The organism is Paracoccus sp. (in: a-proteobacteria), assembly GCF_030538495.1.
Taxonomy (GTDB): domain Bacteria; phylum Pseudomonadota; class Alphaproteobacteria; order Rhodobacterales; family Rhodobacteraceae; genus Paracoccus.
Genome location: NZ_JAUNTW010000011.1, coordinates 1 through 16,247, shown reverse-complemented (window position 1 = coordinate 16,247; position 16,247 = coordinate 1). Strand labels below are relative to the sequence as shown.

Here is a 16,247-nt window from a genome sequence, read left to right as displayed (position 1 = left end):
CTCTAACCGCGCAGAACGCGGGGCAGCGCATCGGCCAGCACATCCAGTTCGGCATCCGGCCCGCAACTGATGCGGATGCACCGATCCAGAGGCGCGACCCCCGGCATCCGAATGAACACGCCCAGTTCGGCCAGCCCCGCCACAACCCTGCGCGCGAAATCGCCATCCCGCCCGGTATCCACGGCGACGAAATTGGTGGCCGAGGGCAGCGCCCGCATACCATTCTCCGCCGCAATCACGCCGATCCGGTCCCGCGCGCGGGCGACCTGCGCGACGGTCTGGGCCAGCCAATCGCGGTCATTCAGCGCCGCCAAGGCCCCCGCCTGCGCCATGCGGCTGACGCCGAAATGATTGCGGATGCGGTCAAACCCCGCGATCAGGTCCGGCGCGCCAATCGCGTAACCAATGCGCGCGCCCGCCATGCCATAGGCTTTGGAAAAGGTGCGCATCCGAATGACGCGCGGGTCATCGGCGGCAATGTCCGGCACCGCGTCATCCGGCGCAAATTCGCCATAGGCCTGATCCAGAACCAGCAGGCAATCCCCCGGCAACGCGTCCAGCATCGCGGCAATGTCAGCGCCCGGCACCCAGCTGCCCATCGGGTTGTCGGGATTGGCCAGATAGACCAGCCGCGCGCCCACCTGCGCCGCGCGGGCGGCCAGGGCCGCAGGGTCTTCGGCATCGTTGCGATAGGGAACCTTGTGCAGCGCGCCGCCAAACCCCGCGACGTGGTAATTAAAGGTCGGATAGGCTCCGTCGGATGTGACCACCGCATCCCCCGGCGCGATCATCAGCCGCACCAGATTGCCAAGGATGCCGTCGATCCCCTCGCCCACGGTGATATGCGCAGGCGTCACGCCGCATTGCGCGGCAAGCGCGGTTTTCAGATCGAACAGGTCGGGATCGCCGTATTTCCAAACCTCGGCCGCAGCCCGCGACATGGCGGCAATCGCGCGGGGGCTGGGGCCAAAGCCGTTCTCATTCGCGCCCAGACGCGCGGCAAAGGGGCGACCGGCGCGACGCTCCAACGTCTCGGGTCCGGTAAAGGGGACCGTCGCGGGCAGGCTGTCGGGGATCGGGGCAAAGCGCATCAGCCGCGCCCCACCAGCGGCATATTCGTGGCCATCACGGTCATCGTCAGCACATTGCTGCCCACAGGCAGCCCCGCCATATGCAGGACCGAGGCCGCCGCCTGTTCCACCGGCATCATCGGTTCGGGATTGTCCTGCGTGGCGGCAATTCCGGCCAGCAATTCCGTTGCGGCGTTGCCAATGTCGATCTGGCCCGCCGCAATCCCGAACGCGCGCCCATCCACGGCCAGTTGCCGCGTCATCCCGGTTAACGCATGTTTCGCCACGGTATAGCCCAACGCATTGGGACGCGGCGACTGCGCGCTGACCGATCCGTTAATGATGATCCGCCCCCCCTGAGGCGACTGCGCCCGCATCTGCGCGAATGCGGCGCGGCAGGTGTAAAACATCCCGTCCAGATTGACGGCCAGCCCCGCGCGCCATTCGTCATCGGTGATCTGGTCGATGGTATCGGCGCGGGGAAAGGCCCCGGCATTGGCAAACACCACATCAACGCGGCCAAAATCCCGCGCCACCTGATCGAACGCGGCCTGAACCGCCGCGCTGTCGGTCACATCGCAGGCGATTGCGCGCACCCCGTCCGGGGCCTGCGCCCGCCGCGACAGGCCCGCCACCTGCCAGCCCTGCGCAACGGCCAACGTCGCAACCGCTGCGCCAATCCCGCCCGACGCGCCAGTGATGACCAGAACCGGCATCAAAACGCCTTGAATGTCATGGTGGTCAGGGTGCGGCTGATGCCGTCAATATCGAACAGGCGTTCAGCCAGAAAGCGGCCAACATCCTCGCCTTCGGGGATATAAACCTTGGCGATCAGGTCGTAATCGCCGGATGTGGAATACAGTTCGCTGACGACCTCGCGGTCATAAATGGCGTCGGCCACCTGATAGGTTTGGCCGGGCGCGCAGCGGAATTGAACGAAAACGGGGCGCATGGGGATTCCTCTGTTTCGGGCATTATGCAGGCGCGTGGCCGCGCGTCCAGTCCCCGCGCCGCATCCCGGACCAGAACCGCAGCATCAGCAGCACGGCGGCGAATGTCAGCCCGACACACAGGCCCAGCCACAGCCCGCCCGGCCCCATCCCCAACGGAAACGCGAACGCCCAGGCCGCGGGCATCCCCAACCCCCAATAGCTGAACCCGGCAATCCACATCGGCACGCGCGTATCCTGCACCCCGCGCAGACAACCCAAAGCGATGACCTGCATCGCATCGGTCAGCTGAAACAGCGCGGCAAAGGCCAGCAGCACCGCGCCAATGCGGATGATGGCGGGGCTAAGCGGGCCGTTCGGGTCCAGATACAGCGCGATCAGCGGGCCTCCGATGGTCAGATACATCACAATGCAGATCGCCGCGAAGATCAGCGACATGCCAATGGCCGTCACGGCGGCGTCGCGCATCCAGACCGGATCGCCGCGCCCCCGCGCCTGCCCGACCCGCACCGTCACGGCATTGGACAGCCCCAGATGCGCCATAAACGTGATCGCGGTGATTTGCAGCGCAATGCCATGGGCGGCCAGTTCCAGCGTGCCGATCCAGCCCATCATGATGTTGGACGCAACGAACAACCCACCTTCGGCCAGCATGGTGACGCCGATAGGAAAACCCACCCGCGCCACCTGCGCCATAGCGGGCCAGTCAGGACGCCAGAACCGCTGGAACAGCGCGTATTTCCGCGCCATCGGCAGCCACGCCGCATAACCGATCAGCGCCAGCAATTGCAGAACCTGCACGGTGACGCTGGCCAGGGCCGCGCCGGTGACGCCCAATTCCGGCGCGCCCAGATTGCCGAAAATCAACACCCAGTTCAGCGCCACATTCGCCGGCAACCCGGCCAGAGTCACCCACATCACAATCTGCGCCCGCTCAATCGCCGCCAGATAAGATGACAACGCGATCTGCGCCAGAACGACGCCCAGACCCCAGCCCGCCACACGCAGATAATCCTGCGCCAACAGCGAAGTGTCAGGCGTCTGCCCCAAGGCCAGCAATACCGGCTGCGACCACCACATCAGCGGCATGACCAGCAGACCATAAACCCCCGACAGCCACAGCGCCATGCGGGTGCCGCGCCGCACCTCGGTTTCGCGCCCGGCGGCAATGTCGCTGGCGATCACGCCCAACAGGCCGATGCCAAATCCCATGCCCAGAAACATCAGGATGTGAATAACCGATGTCGCAATGACCAGCCCGGCCAGCTCGGTGACGCCATACCAGCCCACCATCACCGTATCGCCCACCCCGATGGCCATGCGCGCCAGATGGCTGCCGATCAGCGGCAAACCCAGCGTCAAGGTGGCGATAATATGCGGGCGGTAACGGGTCATATCCATATCCTCCGCGTTACCGGCAAAACCGTGATGAAACAAGCTGCGGGCATCTTCTGTGTGAAAATATCCTCGGGGGGCCGGGGGGCAGACAGCCCCCCGCCTTGCCGCGCGCGCCCCCATCTGCAATAGATCACCCAACCCCGATCAAAAGGCCGCAACATGACCTTTCGCGCCCGCCATCTGCTTGGCATTGACCACCTTAAGCCGGACGAAATCCTGACCCTCTTGGATTTGGCCAATGATTACGTTGCCCTGAATCAGCGGACGGTCAAACATTCCGACGCTTTGGCCGGGATGACGCAGATCAATATGTTCTTTGAAAACAGCACGCGGACGCAGGCCAGTTTTGAACTGGCGGGCAAGCGGCTGGGCGCGGATGTGATGAATATGGCCGTCGCGCAGTCATCCGTCAAAAAGGGCGAAACGCTGATCGACACGGCGCTGACGCTGAACGCGATGCATCCTGATCTGTTGGTCGTGCGCCACCCCAATTCCGGCGCGGTAAATCTCTTGGCGTCCAAGGTGAACTGCGCCGTTCTGAACGCGGGCGACGGGCGGCACGAACACCCGACGCAGGCGCTGCTGGATGCGCTGACCATCCGCCGGGCCAAGGGCCGCCTGCACCGCCTGACCATCGCGATCTGCGGCGATATTGCACATTCGCGTGTGGCGCGGTCGAACTTGATTTTGCTGGGAAAAATGGAAAACCGCATCCGTCTGGTGGGGCCAGCCACGCTGATGCCATCGGGCGCCGCCGATATGGGGGTCGAGGTGTACGAAGACATGCGCGCCGGTCTGGCGGGCGCGGATGTGGTGATGATGCTGCGCCTGCAACGCGAACGCATGGATGGCGGCTTTATCCCGTCGGAACGCGAATATTATCACCGCTGGGGGCTGGACGCGGCGAAACTGTCGGCGGCAGCACCCGATGCGATTGTCATGCATCCCGGCCCGATGAATCGCGGCGTTGAAATTGACGGCACGATTGCGGACGACATCAACCGCAGCGTGATTCAGGATCAGGTTGAAATGGGCGTCGCGGTGCGCATGGCGGCACTGGATTTGCTGGCGCGCAACCTGCGCGCGGAACGTGGCGCGCAGGCGGCGGGGGATGCGTGAGATGATGGCGCTGAACCCCGGCGAACACGAGATTGCGACCGCCCGCCCGTCTTTGCGCGGCGTGGGGCGGGACGCGCTGATCTATGGCGTGATTTATGTTGTGCTGATGCTGGTGATGGGGCTGACCGGCTGGCAACCCACGCCGCCCGCGGCCATGGTGGTGCAGTTCGTGATCTTTACACTGGCGATCTTTGCCGGGCTGGCGCTGTCATGTCTGCGCGACCGCTGGCGGCTGACGGATCAGCGGCTGATCGACGACCGCCGGGGGCGTGCCATCGACCTGAGCGCCGCCGAACCCGTCCGCATCGACCGCCTGTTTGGCGGCATCGTCGTGGCGCAACCGGGGCTGAAGCTGCGCCTGCGCTGCATCCACGGCGCGCCGGACGTGGCCCGCCAGATCGAAACCGCCCGCCAAGCCCGCCAGCAGGTGACCCCATGACCGCGCCGGTCCAGTTTCGCCCCGATGCCATCGGCGCGCTGCGCGGGGCGGCGATTGTCACCGGCGTTGTCGGCGCGGTGATCGGCATGATGCGGACCCTGTCGGACGGACCGGTCGATTGGGGGCGCATCGTCTTTGGCGCGCTGATTGCGGGGCTGGTGTTCGGCGTCGCGCAATGGCTGATGGCGCGTCATCAGGTCTGGACGCTGACCGACCGCGCGCTGTCCGACATGCGCAGCCAGACCATCCCGCTGCGCGATGTGGTGCGGGTCAAAACCTCGATCACCGGAGACGTGACCGTAATGGGGCCGGATACGGCGATTGCGCTGCGCTCGCTCCCCCGGCCCACGCGCGCCGCTGAACAGATTACCGCCGCTATCAGGACCGCCCGCCATGACTGACCCCACACCCGACCGCGCGCCCGAATACCGCGACCGTCTGGCCGCCCCCAGCCTGCCCGATGGCGAACGCCAGATTGCGCTGTTTGCCCCGGACCGCGCGCGATACATCCGCGACCATCTGGCCATGGCCGGCTGGGGCGGGGTCGCCGTGGTCGTCGTGATGTGGCTGATCGGGCGGGCCGATCATCTGTGGGCGGGCATTTTGGGCGTGCTGGCGGCGCTGACCCTGCGCGGGCTGTGGTTCTACGCCGACGCCATGCGCGCCCGGTGGTTGCTGACCGACCGCGCCGTGATCGCGCCGGGCAATGATCGGTTTGAACTGGCCGACATCACCACCGTGCGCAACCTGATGGGCGATGTGCAGATCGTGACCCGTGGCGGGCGCAAGCACCTGATCAAACACCAGGCCGACGCCGCAAACACCGCCGCCATGATCCGGGGCGCGCAATGACCCGCGCCTTTCCATGGAAACCCATGCTGGAACCGGGCGAAGTTCTGATCTGGTCCGGGCAGCCGCATCCGTCGCTGTCTCTGATCCGGCCCACATCGCGGGAATGGATGATCGGCGCGCTTGGGGCTGTGGGCTTTCTGGCGGTGCTGGTCATCGCGCGGATGGTGGACAGCCACAGCGCGGCGGGCTGGCTGTTTGCCGGGATGCTGGGCGCGGTGCTGGTCGCAGGCATCCCCTTTCGCCAGATGCGCCAGCGGCAGAAACAGATGGGGCGCGTGAACTATGCCGTGACCAATCGCCGCGTGATCACGCTGGACGCGCGCGACCCGCGCAGCCTGCGCGATTGGCGCCTGCCGCGCGGAGCGGTGCCGCAGATCGACCCCGAACCCGGCGATCTGTCCACGTTGCACTTTGGCGGCAAATCGCCCCGGCTGGCGCATCTGCCAAACGGGGCGGCGATTGCCAATCTGATTGCCCAAGCACTGAACGAATAGGGGCCTGACATGATCCATTTCGAAAACGCCCGCCTGATCGACCCCGAAGGCCAGACGGACGCCCGCGGCACTCTGACCGTGGATAGTGGCCAGATCACCGCCCGCGACGGCGCGGCCCCGGATGGCGCGACCGTGATTGACTGCGGCGGGCGCGTGCTGGCACCGGGGCTGATCGACTGGGGCGTGAAAATCGGGGAACCCGGCGAACGGCACAAAGAATCCTTCCGCACTGCCGGGCTGGCCGCGGCGGCGGGGGGCGTGACGACCATCATCGCGCGCCCCGACACCCAGCCCCCCATCGACACGCCCGAGGCTTTGGACTTCGTCGCCCGCCGCGCCGCCGACGCGCCCGTCAATATCCGCCACATGGCCGCGCTGACCAAATCCCGCGACGGCCGCGAAATGGTCGAGATTGGCCTGATGACCGACCTTGGCGCGGTTGCGTTCACCGATGGCGTGCGTCAGGTGCGGGACGCGAAACTGCTGGGGCGCTGCATGACCTATGCGCGGGGGATGGGCGCGCTGATCGTGGGCCACCCGCAGGACGCGGCGCTGTCGCAGGGCGCGGCGGCGACCAGCGGCAAATTCGCGTCGCTTTACGGCATCCCTGCCGTGTCCCCCATGGCCGAGGTGATGGGCCTTGACCGCGATCTGGCACTGGTCGCGATGACGGGGTGCCGCTGGCACGCCGATCAGATCACGACCGCCGCCAGCCTGCCCGCCCTGCGCCGCGCGCGCGATGCGGGGCTGGACGTGACGGCGGGCATTTCAATCCACCATCTGACACTGAACGAATTTGATGTCGGTGATTACCGCACCTTTTTCCGGTTCACCCCGCCCTTACGGTCCGAAGACGACCGTCTGGCCATGGTGCAGGCCGTAGCCGAAGGCGTGATCGACGTCATCGCATCCTTCCACACCCCGCAGGACGAAGAATCCAAACGCCTGCCCTTCGAGGCCGCAGCCCCCGGCGCGGTTGGCCTGCAAACGCTGCTGCCGGCGGCGATGCGGCTCTATCATCAGGGCGGGCTGAGCCTGCCGCAATTGTGGCGCGCCATGTCGCTGAACCCGGCGCGGCGGCTGGGCCTGCCCGGGGGGCGTCTGTCGGTCGGCGCGCCTGCGGATCTGGTGCTGTTTGACCCGAACGCGCCCTTTGTGCTGGATCGGTTCACGCTGTTGTCGAAATCGAAAAACACCCCCTTTGACGGCGCCCGGATGGAAGGGCGCGTCATCGGCACTTGGGTTGCGGGCGAAAGGGTATTCGGATGATCGCGCTGATCTGGGCCGTTTTTGGCTATCTTTTGGGGTCGGTTCCGTTCGGGCTGGTCATCACGCGGGCCTTGGGTCTGGGCGATCTGCGCCAGATCGGGTCGGGCAATATCGGCGCGACCAATGTTCTGCGCACCGGGAACAAAGGCGCGGCACTGGCCACGCTGCTGCTGGATTCCGGCAAAGGCGCGATTGCGGTTCTGCTGGCGCGGTATTTCGGCGGCGAAACGGCGGCGATCATGGCGGGCGGCGCGGCGTTTCTGGGGCATTGCTTTCCGGTGTGGCTGCGGTTCAACGGCGGCAAGGGCGTGGCCACATTTCTGGGAACGGTGCTGGCCCTGTATTGGCCGCTGGGCCTGACCGCCTGTGCGATCTGGGCGGCGACGGCGGCGGTCAGCCGGATCAGTTCGCTGTCGGCGCTGCTGGCGGCGGCGTTGATGCCGGTCTTTGCCGGAGCCATGGGGATGTGGCCGCTGGCCGGGGTCACGGCGTTCATGGCGGTGCTGATTTTCGTGCGTCACCGCGCCAATATAACGCGGCTGATGAACGGGACCGAGCCGCGCATCGGGAAAAAATAACGCGGCTTAGCGTTCCGCGACCAGACGGCGGGTGGTCGGTTTCGGCGTGGCCAGCCCGCTGTCGCTGAACGGCACCACGCTGTCGGTCTGAACCGGCAACGCGCCGCCCTGCCTCGCCATCCGTTGCAGCGCATCCGCCGCCCGCCGCGCAGACTGCGCGACCGAGATCATCGCAAGGCACGCCCCCGCCAGCAGGATCAGCACGATCACACCCATCAGCCCCATGAAAATCGGCATGGTCGGCACCCCTTCGGCCCGCCACGCAATCCCGCCATAGAACACGGCCAGCGTCACCACGCCCACCGCAAAGACCACCGCAACCAGCCGCTGAACCCAAATCATACGCGCCCCCGTTTTGCGCCCGACCTGCCATCCCAGTTCGCGGGGCGCAAGTCACGTTCGGGTCAGAACAGGCCCTGAACCTGCCCTTGGTCATCCAGCCGGATCGTTTCCGCGGCGGGCTGACGCGGCAGGCCGGGCATGGTCATAATATCGCCGCAGATTGCGACGATGAACCCGGCCCCTGCGTTCAGGCGCACCTCACGCACGGGGATGGTGTGGCCGGTGGGCGCGCCGCGCAGATTGGGGTCGGTGCTGAAACTGTATTGCGTTTTTGCGATACAGACCGGCATCGCGCCATGGCCCTGATCCTGCCACGCCTGCAATTGCGCGCGCACGCCGGGGCCAGCCTCAACCCGATCCGCGCGGTAAATCCGGGTGCAGATGGTTTCGATTTTGTCCCACAACGGCATGTCATCGGGATAGAGCGTGGTGAAATCCGCGCCGCCGTCGATCAGATCGACAACCGCATGGGCCAGATCGGTGGCCCCCGCTCCGCCATCGGCCCAATGCCGCGCCACAACCGCGCGCACATCCCGCGCCGCGCAATATTCGCGCACCGCCGCGATTTCGGCGTCGGTATCGCCCGCGAAATGGTTCAGCGCGACCACCACCGGCAGGCCGTAACCCGTCAGGTTTTCAATATGCCGCCCCAGATTGTCGCAGCCCTGAACCACGGCATCAACGTTTTCCGCACCCAGATCGGCCCGCGCCACGCCGCCATTCATCTTCAGCGCCCGGATCGTCGCCACCAGCACCACAGCCGACGGCGCCAGCCCCGCCAGCCGACATTTGATGTCCAGAAACTTTTCCGCGCCCAGATCGGCGCCAAAGCCCGCCTCGGTCACGACATAATCGGACATGCGCAGCGCGGCTTGGGTGGCGATCACGCTGTTGCAGCCATGGGCGATATTCGCGAACGGCCCGCCATGCACCAAAGCCGGGTTGTTTTCCAGCGTCTGCACCAGATTGGGCTGCAACGCATCGCGCAACAGCACCGTCATCGCCCCGTCCGCGTTCAGATCACGCGCGGTCACCGGCTGACGATCACGGGTATAGCCGATGACGATGCGACCCAGCCGGTCCTGCAAATCGGCCAGATCGCGCGACAGGCACAGAATCGCCATCACCTCGGACGCGACGGTGATGTCGAAACCGGTGGGGCGGCTGAACCCGTTCGCCACGCCGCCCAGTCCCACGACCACATCACGCAGCGCGCGGTCGTTCATGTCCATGACCCGCCGCCAGGTGATCCGCCGCGTGTCAATATCCAGCGTATTTCCCCAATAAATATGGTTATCCACCATCGCCGCCAGCAGATTATGCGCTGAGGTAATGGCGTGGAAATCGCCGGTAAAATGCAGGTTCATATCCTCCATCGGGACGATTTGGGCGTAACCGCCGCCCGCTGCGCCGCCCTTTTGCCCGAAATTGGGGCCAAGGCTGGCCTCGCGGATGCAGATGGTCGCGCGTTTGCCAATAAGGTTCAGCGCGTCGCCCAGCCCGACGGTGGTTGTGGTTTTCCCCTCGCCCGCCGGGGTGGGGTTGATCGCAGTCACCAGCACCAGATGCCCCTGCGGCCGATCCGCCAGCCCCGCCACGGCGTCATGGGTGATTTTCGCCTTATCATGGCCATAGGGCAGAATGTCATCCGCCGTCAGCCCCAGCCGCGCCGCGATGTCCACAATCGGGCGTTTCGCGGCGGCGCGCGCAATATCTATGTCATTCATGGCATCACCTTTGTCAAAGCGGGCGCGTCATCGCCGAAGCCGGCGGGCCTTGGGGCGCTGTAAAGGATGCGGCAAAATCATCATGGAATCAAGGAACAGGCCAGCATCCTTCACCCGACCGGCAGCCGAATCACCGGGAACCGCCGCTGGTCTATTCATCGGACCGCACGGCACACCCAAATCCCAAGAAAAACAGGGACAAACAACAATGTCAGGAAACGGCTGGCAGGGGCAGAGGGACTCGAACCCCCGACCCTCGGTTTTGGAGACCGATGCTCTACCAACTGAGCTATACCCCTAGGCCGTGGGGTTGGATAATCCACCCCGCGCCCCGGCGCAAGGGGTTATTCACCATCATCGGCCGCCAAAAATCCGCCCGACTGCCGCGCCCACAGCCGCGCGTAAATCCCACCCTGCGCCAACAGGTCGGAATGGCTGCCCTGTTCGACAATCCGGCCCTGATCCATCACGATCAGCCGGTCCATGGCCGCAATCGTGGACAGGCGATGCGCAATGGCGATCACGGTTTTCCCCTGCATCAGCACATCCAGACGGGATTGAATCGCGGCCTCGACCTCGCTGTCCAGGGCGCTGGTCGCTTCGTCCAGAATCAGGATCGGCGCGTCTTTCAACGCCACCCGCGCAATGGCGATTCGCTGGCGCTGACCGCCGGACAGTTTGACCCCGCGTTCACCGACATGCGCGTCCAGGCCCCGCCGCCCGTGGCTGTCGGACAGATCGGGGACAAAGCCATCCGCCTCGGCCATGCGCAGGGCGTGGGTGATCTGGTCATCCGACGCGCCGGGGCGACCATAGGCGATGTTTTCGCGCACCGACCGATGCAGCAGCGAACTGTCCTGCGTCACCACCCCGATCGAGGCGCGCAAACTGTCCTGCGTGACCTGCGCGACATCCTGCCCGTCAATCGAAATGCGCCCGTCCTGAATATCATAAAACCGCAGCAACAGATTGATCAGCGTCGATTTTCCGGCCCCGGACCGCCCGACCAGCCCCACCCGTTCGCCGGGGTTTATGTGCAGCGTCAGATCGTCCAGCACGGCGATTTTGCGCCCCACCCCGGCATAGCGGAAGGTCACATTGTCAAACCGCACCGCCCCCGCGCCGGGTTCCAGCGGGCGCGCATCGGGGGCGTCACGCACATCGCGCGGCATGGCCAGCGTCGTAATGCCGTCGCGGACCGTGCCGATATTTTCAAACAGCGCGGCGAATTCCCACATGATCCAATGCGACATATTGTTCATGCGCATGGCCAGAGGCACCGCAATCGCAACCGCCCCCACCGCAATATCGCCGTTCGACCACAGCCACAGCCCGATCCCCGCAACGGCGGCCAGCAGCCAGACATTGATCAGGTTCAGCACAATATCCTGACCGCTGGACAGGCGCATCTGGCGGTAAACCGTCTGCAAAAACCCATCCATGCCGTCGCGCATCCAGCGTTCTTCGCGGTCAGAATGGGAAAACAGCTTCACCGTCGCGATGTTGGTATAGCTGTCCACGATCCGCCCGGTCATGGCGCTGCGGGCGTCGGCCTGCGCCTCGGCCACGCGGCCCAGACGCGGCACCACCACCCATAACAGCGCGCCATAAGCCGCCGCCCACACGACAAAGGGCATCGCCAGCCGCCAATCCTGACTGGCTGCCAGAACCAAAGCGCCCACGAAATAAATCAGGATATAGCTGCCGACATCCATGATTTTCATCGCCACCTCGCGCACGGCAAGCGCGGTTTGCATCAGCCGCTGCGCGATGCGACCGGCGAATTCGTCCTGAAAATAACCGACCGATTGGCGCAACAGATACCGATGCCCCAGCCAACGGATCCGCTGTGGCAGGTTGCCCATCAGGGATTGATGCAAAATCAACGTGCTCACCATATTCAACAGCGGCGCCGCAATCAGCAGAACCGCGGCCATCATGGCGATGCGGCCCCCTTCTTGCGACCAGAACAGGTCGCGCGGGGTGTCGGCCAGCCGGTCGATCAACTGACCCAGCCAGCCAAACAGGATCACCTCGATCAGCGCAATCGCGCCAGAGCCAAGCGCCAGCAACACCAGCCACAGCCGCGCGCCCTGCGTGTAATGCAGCATAAAGCCCAAAAACCCGCGCGGCGGCATATCCGGCGCGGCGTCGGGATAGGGGGTGATGCGGCGTTCAAACCAACCGAACATAGCGGGCCTTTTTATCACGTGGCGATGTCATGCGGGTTTTTCAATTCCCAGAAAAACCGCTGACCGGGGTTTTGTTCGACCGTGCGAATCATGGTTTCAATGATCTGCCCCACGCCAAAGCCGCGCAACCACCGCCGCGCCTGACGCAGCGCGGCGATCATCTGCGCATCGTCCAGATCGGCGACGCGGCGTTCACGCAGCTGCGCCCGGTCCGGCACCCGGATGCAGCGAAACAGCATCGACCCACCAGGCACATAAACCAAAGGTTCAAAGAAATCAGCCATCAACGCCATATGCGCAGCCACCCAGAAATGATGCCACTGGCCAAAGTCCTGATGGTTCACAATCGACTGACCGGCGATCAGATCGGGGTAAAAATCCTGCGCCATCTGGTCGGTCCATTCGGTGCGTTTGCACGCATCCAAAATCAACAGCGCAATCGGCCCATGCGCCGCGTCCCAACCGATGTGGTGAATTTCACCGGGGATCAGGCGGATCACATCGGCCCAAGGCGCCAGCAATTCCCGCGCGGCGGGCAGAATATCGGTGCCGGGAATGGGCGGCAGCGCCGGATCGGCCAGAAAACGTCGCCGCGTTTCGGCATCCACCGTAAAGCGGTCATAGGCATGGATCACACCGCCGCGCCCGCCATCGGCCAAGCCCTGCGCCAACCGCGCCGTCGATCCGCCGATAAAACAACCCAGATCGACAATCGCCCCCGGCCCTGCCACTTGTTCGTGCGTTAACCAATAATACAGGCGCTGTTCCTGCCCGGTCAGCATCGTCGGCACATGCCGGGTCGGCCGTAAAACCGCGGCCGATCCCGCCAGCCAAGGCCGGTTTTGAAAATGCGCGACGTCGACGCTCACCTGCGGCGCACCCATTTCCAGCCGGTGATCATGGGGCGAATCAGATCTTCGTGCTTCCACAGGCGGTAAAACAGGATGACCGCGACATGCAGCACGACCAGACCCAGAATGACATTCGCGCCCCATTGATGCCATCCAACCGCCGCGCGGGTCGTCGCCCGGCTGACATAGGGTGCCAACGGGCCGATATTGATGTAATCATCGGGATCACCGACCAGCCCGGTGGCGATCTGAAACAGCAAAATCGCCAGAATCGCCACCACCGATAGCGCGCCCAGCGGATTATGCCCAAACCAATGGCTGGGCCGGCGTTCGGGCATATGGCGGGCATAGTCGATCACCGCCCCCGGCCCCCGGATAAAATGGGTAAACCGCGCGGTTTCCGGCCCGACAAAGCCCCAGACAATGCGCATCGCAATCAGCGCCAAAGTCGCATAGCCCAGCCAGAAATGCAGCGTCATGACCGCCGGGCCGAATTGACCCAGCAGCCAGTTGGCGATCACCAACACGGCCAGCAGCCAGTGAAATATCCGCAAAAACGGATCCCAGACCCTGACCTTATCGGCGCCCGTTTGCATCAGCGGTCGCGGCGATAGGGTTGGTGGCAGTCGCGGCAGGTGGTTCCCAGACCTTGCAGAGCTGGCCCCAGATTGCCGCCCGCATCCGCAACGGCTTGCGGAGCGCCCTTAGCCGCGTCCGAAAACGCCGCCAATTTCGCCTGAAAATCGGCAAAATCGCCCCAGATCGCGGGCAAGGCGTCCGAATCAGCCAGATCATTCGACGACGTGCCTTCGACAAAGAACTGCGCCACGTCATAGCTGCCCAAAGCCGCCAGATTCGCCGCCGCTGCATCGGCAAGCGCCTGATCAAAGGCGATTTCTCCGCGCGCCATGCCCGACAGTTTGCCCATTTCGGCCGCGACCAGCTTCATATAGCCTTGGCGGGCCTGCATGGCGTCATCCGGCGTTTGCGCCATCAACGGCGTTGCAATCAGGGCCGCAATGGCGGCAAATGTGGCGATGCGCATGACATACTCCTGTAAAATAAGTCCCGCTCAGGGTGACAGAGCGGGACCATTCGTTCAACCTTTTGAATGAACGTAACACAAACCTGTTACGCAAAGGTTAAATCAGCTGCGATTATACAGCGGCGCGACGCCCGCTTCGTCATGGATCGCGTTCACGGCGGAACGCGACAGGCCCATGGCCGTGGCAAGGTCGTTCAGATAGCGCGCCTCGGCTTCGTTATCAAAGCTGATCGCCAGCAGCGACATCAGATAAACCTGTGATTCCAGACCCTTGGGAACGTCATTGGCCAAAGCCTGCGCATCAACCGGGGCCGCCATCTGTTCACGAATGAACTGGCGTTCGTCATCGTCCAGATCATCGCCCAACTGGCCCATCAGATGCGCGCGTTCGCGTTCGTCAATCTTACCATCGGCCTTGGCGGCCTGAATCATCGCACGCAGCATCAGGCCAGCAAGCGCGTTTTGTTCAGCGGTCGGTGCAACCTCGGGTTCGCCGGTATGGCTGACGGCATCGTTAAACAATTCCCCAAAGGTCGCGTCATTGCGCGCCTGCGAATCCTTTTGCGCCAGACCGCCAGCGGCACCGCCCAGCAAGCCCCCCAGAACATCGCCCAGACCCGCGCCGCCACGGCCGCCCAACTGATCCAGCAAGCCGCCCAAACCGCCCTGCGCGCCCGCAGAATTGGCCCCACCATAACGGCGACCGGTGCCAGCACCGCCGCCCAAAGCGCGACCCAGCATGTCGGTGACGCTGCCCCCGGCGCCACCGGTATTGTTGCGCAGAAGATCGTTCAGCAGACCGCCGCCCTGTTGCGGGGTTGTGCTGCTTTGCTGGCGATTTTGCATCATCGTGCCGACACCTTTGGCCAGCATGACACCAGCGGCAACACGGGCAAGGCTTTTCATCAGGCTCATCTGAACGTCCTTTTACAAGGGTGCAGCCACCGGGATGGTGGCCGTGTAACGCGCAAACGGCTGGACTCCAGCCCGGGTTCCCGCCATTCACATCACAGAATTGGGGTGCAGAACGTCCACGTCAAGGATCATAATACTGCAATCTTTAATCTTTCCCGCCCTTGATTTTTCCTTTCACGCCCTATAAATCGCGGCGCACGTTTCACTCCGGGGCCGTTACCGCCATGCCCCGCTGATCAGGAGGCCGACATGGCAAAGGCAAAGTTTGAACGGACGAAACCGCACGTCAACATCGGGACGATTGGTCACGTTGACCACGGCAAGACGACACTGACGGCGGCGATCACCAAATATTTTGGTGACTTCAAGGCGTATGACCAGATCGACGGCGCGCCGGAAGAAAAGGCCCGCGGGATCACGATTTCGACCGCTCACGTTGAATATGAATCGGATTCGCGCCACTACGCGCATGTGGACTGCCCCGGCCACGCCGACTATGTGAAGAACATGATCACCGGCGCGGCGCAGATGGACGGCGCGATTCTGGTGGTGAACGCCGCTGACGGCCCGATGCCGCAGACCCGCGAACACATCCTGCTGGGCCGTCAGGTCGGCATCCCCTACATGGTCGTTTACCTGAACAAGGTTGACCAGGTGGACGATGAAGAACTGCTGGAACTGGTCGAGATGGAAGTGCGCGAGCTGCTGTCCTCCTACGACTATCCGGGCGACGATATTCCGATCGTCAAAGGCTCGGCTCTGGCCGCTATGGAAGGTCGCGACCCGGAAATCGGCGAAAACTCGATCCGCGCGCTGATCGCGGCTGTCGACGAATACATCCCGACCCCGGAACGCGCTGTTGACCAGCCCTTCCTGATGCCGATCGAAGACGTGTTCTCGATCTCGGGCCGCGGCACCGTGGTGACCGGTCGTGTGGAACGCGGCGCGGTGAACGTCGGCGACGAACTGGAAATCGTGGGCATCCGCGACACCAAGAAAACCACCT

19 protein-coding genes and 1 tRNA gene are annotated in these 16,247 nt (G+C 64.2%); 8 read left to right on the top strand and 12 right to left on the bottom strand.

Annotation, left to right across the window (positions count from 1 at the left end; all coding sequences use genetic code 11):
* Positions 1 to 2: 2 nt before the first annotated feature.
* From Q4G20_RS11175 to Q4G20_RS11160, 4 genes are read right to left on the bottom strand one after another with little or no spacing between them, the layout of a single operon-like run.
* Positions 3 to 1,091: a pyridoxal phosphate-dependent aminotransferase gene (locus Q4G20_RS11175; RefSeq protein ID WP_303343532.1), complete on the bottom strand. Its 1,089-nt coding sequence runs from the start codon at positions 1,089 to 1,091 to the stop codon at positions 3 to 5.
* On the bottom strand, positions 1,091 to 1,786 hold the full coding sequence (locus Q4G20_RS11170) for an SDR family oxidoreductase (RefSeq protein ID WP_303343531.1): 696 nt from the start codon (positions 1,784 to 1,786) through the stop codon (positions 1,091 to 1,093). The genes Q4G20_RS11175 and Q4G20_RS11170 overlap by 1 nt, the downstream gene beginning before the upstream one ends.
* Positions 1,786 to 2,022 carry an Lrp/AsnC ligand binding domain-containing protein gene (locus Q4G20_RS11165; RefSeq protein WP_303343530.1) on the bottom strand — a complete coding sequence of 79 codons (237 nt, stop codon included), beginning with the start codon at positions 2,020 to 2,022 and terminating at the stop codon, positions 1,786 to 1,788. The genes Q4G20_RS11170 and Q4G20_RS11165 overlap by 1 nt, the downstream gene beginning before the upstream one ends.
* A gap of 22 nt (positions 2,023 to 2,044) precedes the next feature.
* Positions 2,045 to 3,421 carry an MATE family efflux transporter gene (locus Q4G20_RS11160; RefSeq protein ID WP_303343529.1) on the bottom strand — a complete coding sequence of 459 codons (1,377 nt, stop codon included), beginning with the start codon at positions 3,419 to 3,421 and terminating at the stop codon, positions 2,045 to 2,047.
* Between the two features lie 156 nt (positions 3,422 to 3,577).
* Between Q4G20_RS11160 and Q4G20_RS11155 the strand changes: the two genes are divergently transcribed.
* The 7 genes from Q4G20_RS11155 to plsY are packed head-to-tail and all read left to right on the top strand — an operon-like array spanning position 3,578 to position 8,169.
* Positions 3,578 to 4,537 (top strand): aspartate carbamoyltransferase catalytic subunit, encoded by a 960-nt coding sequence (locus Q4G20_RS11155; RefSeq protein WP_303343528.1) that lies wholly within the window; start codon positions 3,578 to 3,580, stop codon positions 4,535 to 4,537.
* A complete protein-coding gene (locus Q4G20_RS11150) occupies positions 4,530 to 4,976 on the top strand; it encodes a hypothetical protein (protein ID WP_303343527.1) in 447 nt (148 codons plus the stop codon). The genes Q4G20_RS11155 and Q4G20_RS11150 overlap by 8 nt, the downstream gene beginning before the upstream one ends.
* Positions 4,973 to 5,377, top strand: coding sequence for a hypothetical protein (locus Q4G20_RS11145; protein ID WP_303343526.1), 405 nt, complete (start codon positions 4,973 to 4,975; stop codon positions 5,375 to 5,377). The genes Q4G20_RS11150 and Q4G20_RS11145 overlap by 4 nt, the downstream gene beginning before the upstream one ends.
* The gene (locus tag Q4G20_RS11140) at positions 5,370 to 5,828 is read left to right on the top strand and encodes a hypothetical protein (protein WP_303343525.1); all 459 of its coding nucleotides are present in this window, start codon (positions 5,370 to 5,372) and stop codon (positions 5,826 to 5,828) included. Before Q4G20_RS11145 ends, Q4G20_RS11140 begins: the two co-directional genes overlap by 8 nt.
* Entirely contained in the window at positions 5,825 to 6,322 is a 498-nt protein-coding gene (locus Q4G20_RS11135) for a hypothetical protein (RefSeq protein ID WP_303343524.1), read from the top strand. Before Q4G20_RS11140 ends, Q4G20_RS11135 begins: the two co-directional genes overlap by 4 nt.
* Before the next feature lie 9 nt (positions 6,323 to 6,331).
* A complete protein-coding gene (gene pyrC, locus Q4G20_RS11130; RefSeq protein WP_303343523.1) occupies positions 6,332 to 7,591 on the top strand; it encodes a dihydroorotase in 1,260 nt (419 codons plus the stop codon).
* Complete coding sequence (gene plsY, locus Q4G20_RS11125) at positions 7,588 to 8,169, top strand: glycerol-3-phosphate 1-O-acyltransferase PlsY (RefSeq protein WP_303343522.1); 582 nt, start codon at positions 7,588 to 7,590, stop codon at positions 8,167 to 8,169. The genes pyrC and plsY overlap by 4 nt, the downstream gene beginning before the upstream one ends.
* 6 nt (positions 8,170 to 8,175) lie before the next feature.
* Here plsY and Q4G20_RS11120 read toward each other — a convergent pair whose 3' ends face one another.
* The 8 genes from Q4G20_RS11120 to Q4G20_RS11085 all read right to left on the bottom strand — a co-directional run bounded on the left by Q4G20_RS11120 (position 8,176) and on the right by Q4G20_RS11085 (position 15,241).
* Positions 8,176 to 8,511: a hypothetical protein gene (locus Q4G20_RS11120; RefSeq protein WP_303343521.1), complete on the bottom strand. Its 336-nt coding sequence runs from the start codon at positions 8,509 to 8,511 to the stop codon at positions 8,176 to 8,178.
* Positions 8,512 to 8,573: 62 nt separating this feature from the next.
* A complete protein-coding gene (locus Q4G20_RS11115; protein ID WP_303343520.1) occupies positions 8,574 to 10,238 on the bottom strand; it encodes a formate--tetrahydrofolate ligase in 1,665 nt (554 codons plus the stop codon).
* 223 nt (positions 10,239 to 10,461) lie between these two features.
* Positions 10,462 to 10,537: transfer RNA gene (locus Q4G20_RS11110), tRNA-Trp, on the bottom strand.
* Between the two features lie 45 nt (positions 10,538 to 10,582).
* Positions 10,583 to 12,430: an ABC transporter ATP-binding protein gene (locus tag Q4G20_RS11105; protein WP_303343519.1), complete on the bottom strand. Its 1,848-nt coding sequence runs from the start codon at positions 12,428 to 12,430 to the stop codon at positions 10,583 to 10,585.
* A 14-nt stretch (positions 12,431 to 12,444) separates the two neighbouring features.
* Positions 12,445 to 13,299 carry a hypothetical protein gene (locus Q4G20_RS11100; RefSeq protein WP_303343518.1) on the bottom strand — a complete coding sequence of 285 codons (855 nt, stop codon included), beginning with the start codon at positions 13,297 to 13,299 and terminating at the stop codon, positions 12,445 to 12,447.
* On the bottom strand, positions 13,296 to 13,877 hold the full coding sequence (locus tag Q4G20_RS11095) for a cytochrome b/b6 domain-containing protein (protein WP_303343517.1): 582 nt from the start codon (positions 13,875 to 13,877) through the stop codon (positions 13,296 to 13,298). Before Q4G20_RS11095 ends, Q4G20_RS11100 begins: the two co-directional genes overlap by 4 nt.
* Positions 13,877 to 14,326 (bottom strand): cytochrome c, encoded by a 450-nt coding sequence (locus Q4G20_RS11090; RefSeq protein WP_303343516.1) that lies wholly within the window; start codon positions 14,324 to 14,326, stop codon positions 13,877 to 13,879. Before Q4G20_RS11090 ends, Q4G20_RS11095 begins: the two co-directional genes overlap by 1 nt.
* 102 nt (positions 14,327 to 14,428) lie before the next feature.
* Positions 14,429 to 15,241, bottom strand: coding sequence for a DUF533 domain-containing protein (locus tag Q4G20_RS11085; protein WP_303343515.1), 813 nt, complete (start codon positions 15,239 to 15,241; stop codon positions 14,429 to 14,431).
* Between the two features lie 249 nt (positions 15,242 to 15,490).
* Here Q4G20_RS11085 and Q4G20_RS11080 point away from each other — a divergent pair.
* Positions 15,491 to 16,247: elongation factor Tu (locus Q4G20_RS11080; RefSeq protein ID WP_303343514.1), on the top strand; the 757-nt coding region annotated here is incomplete at its 3' end.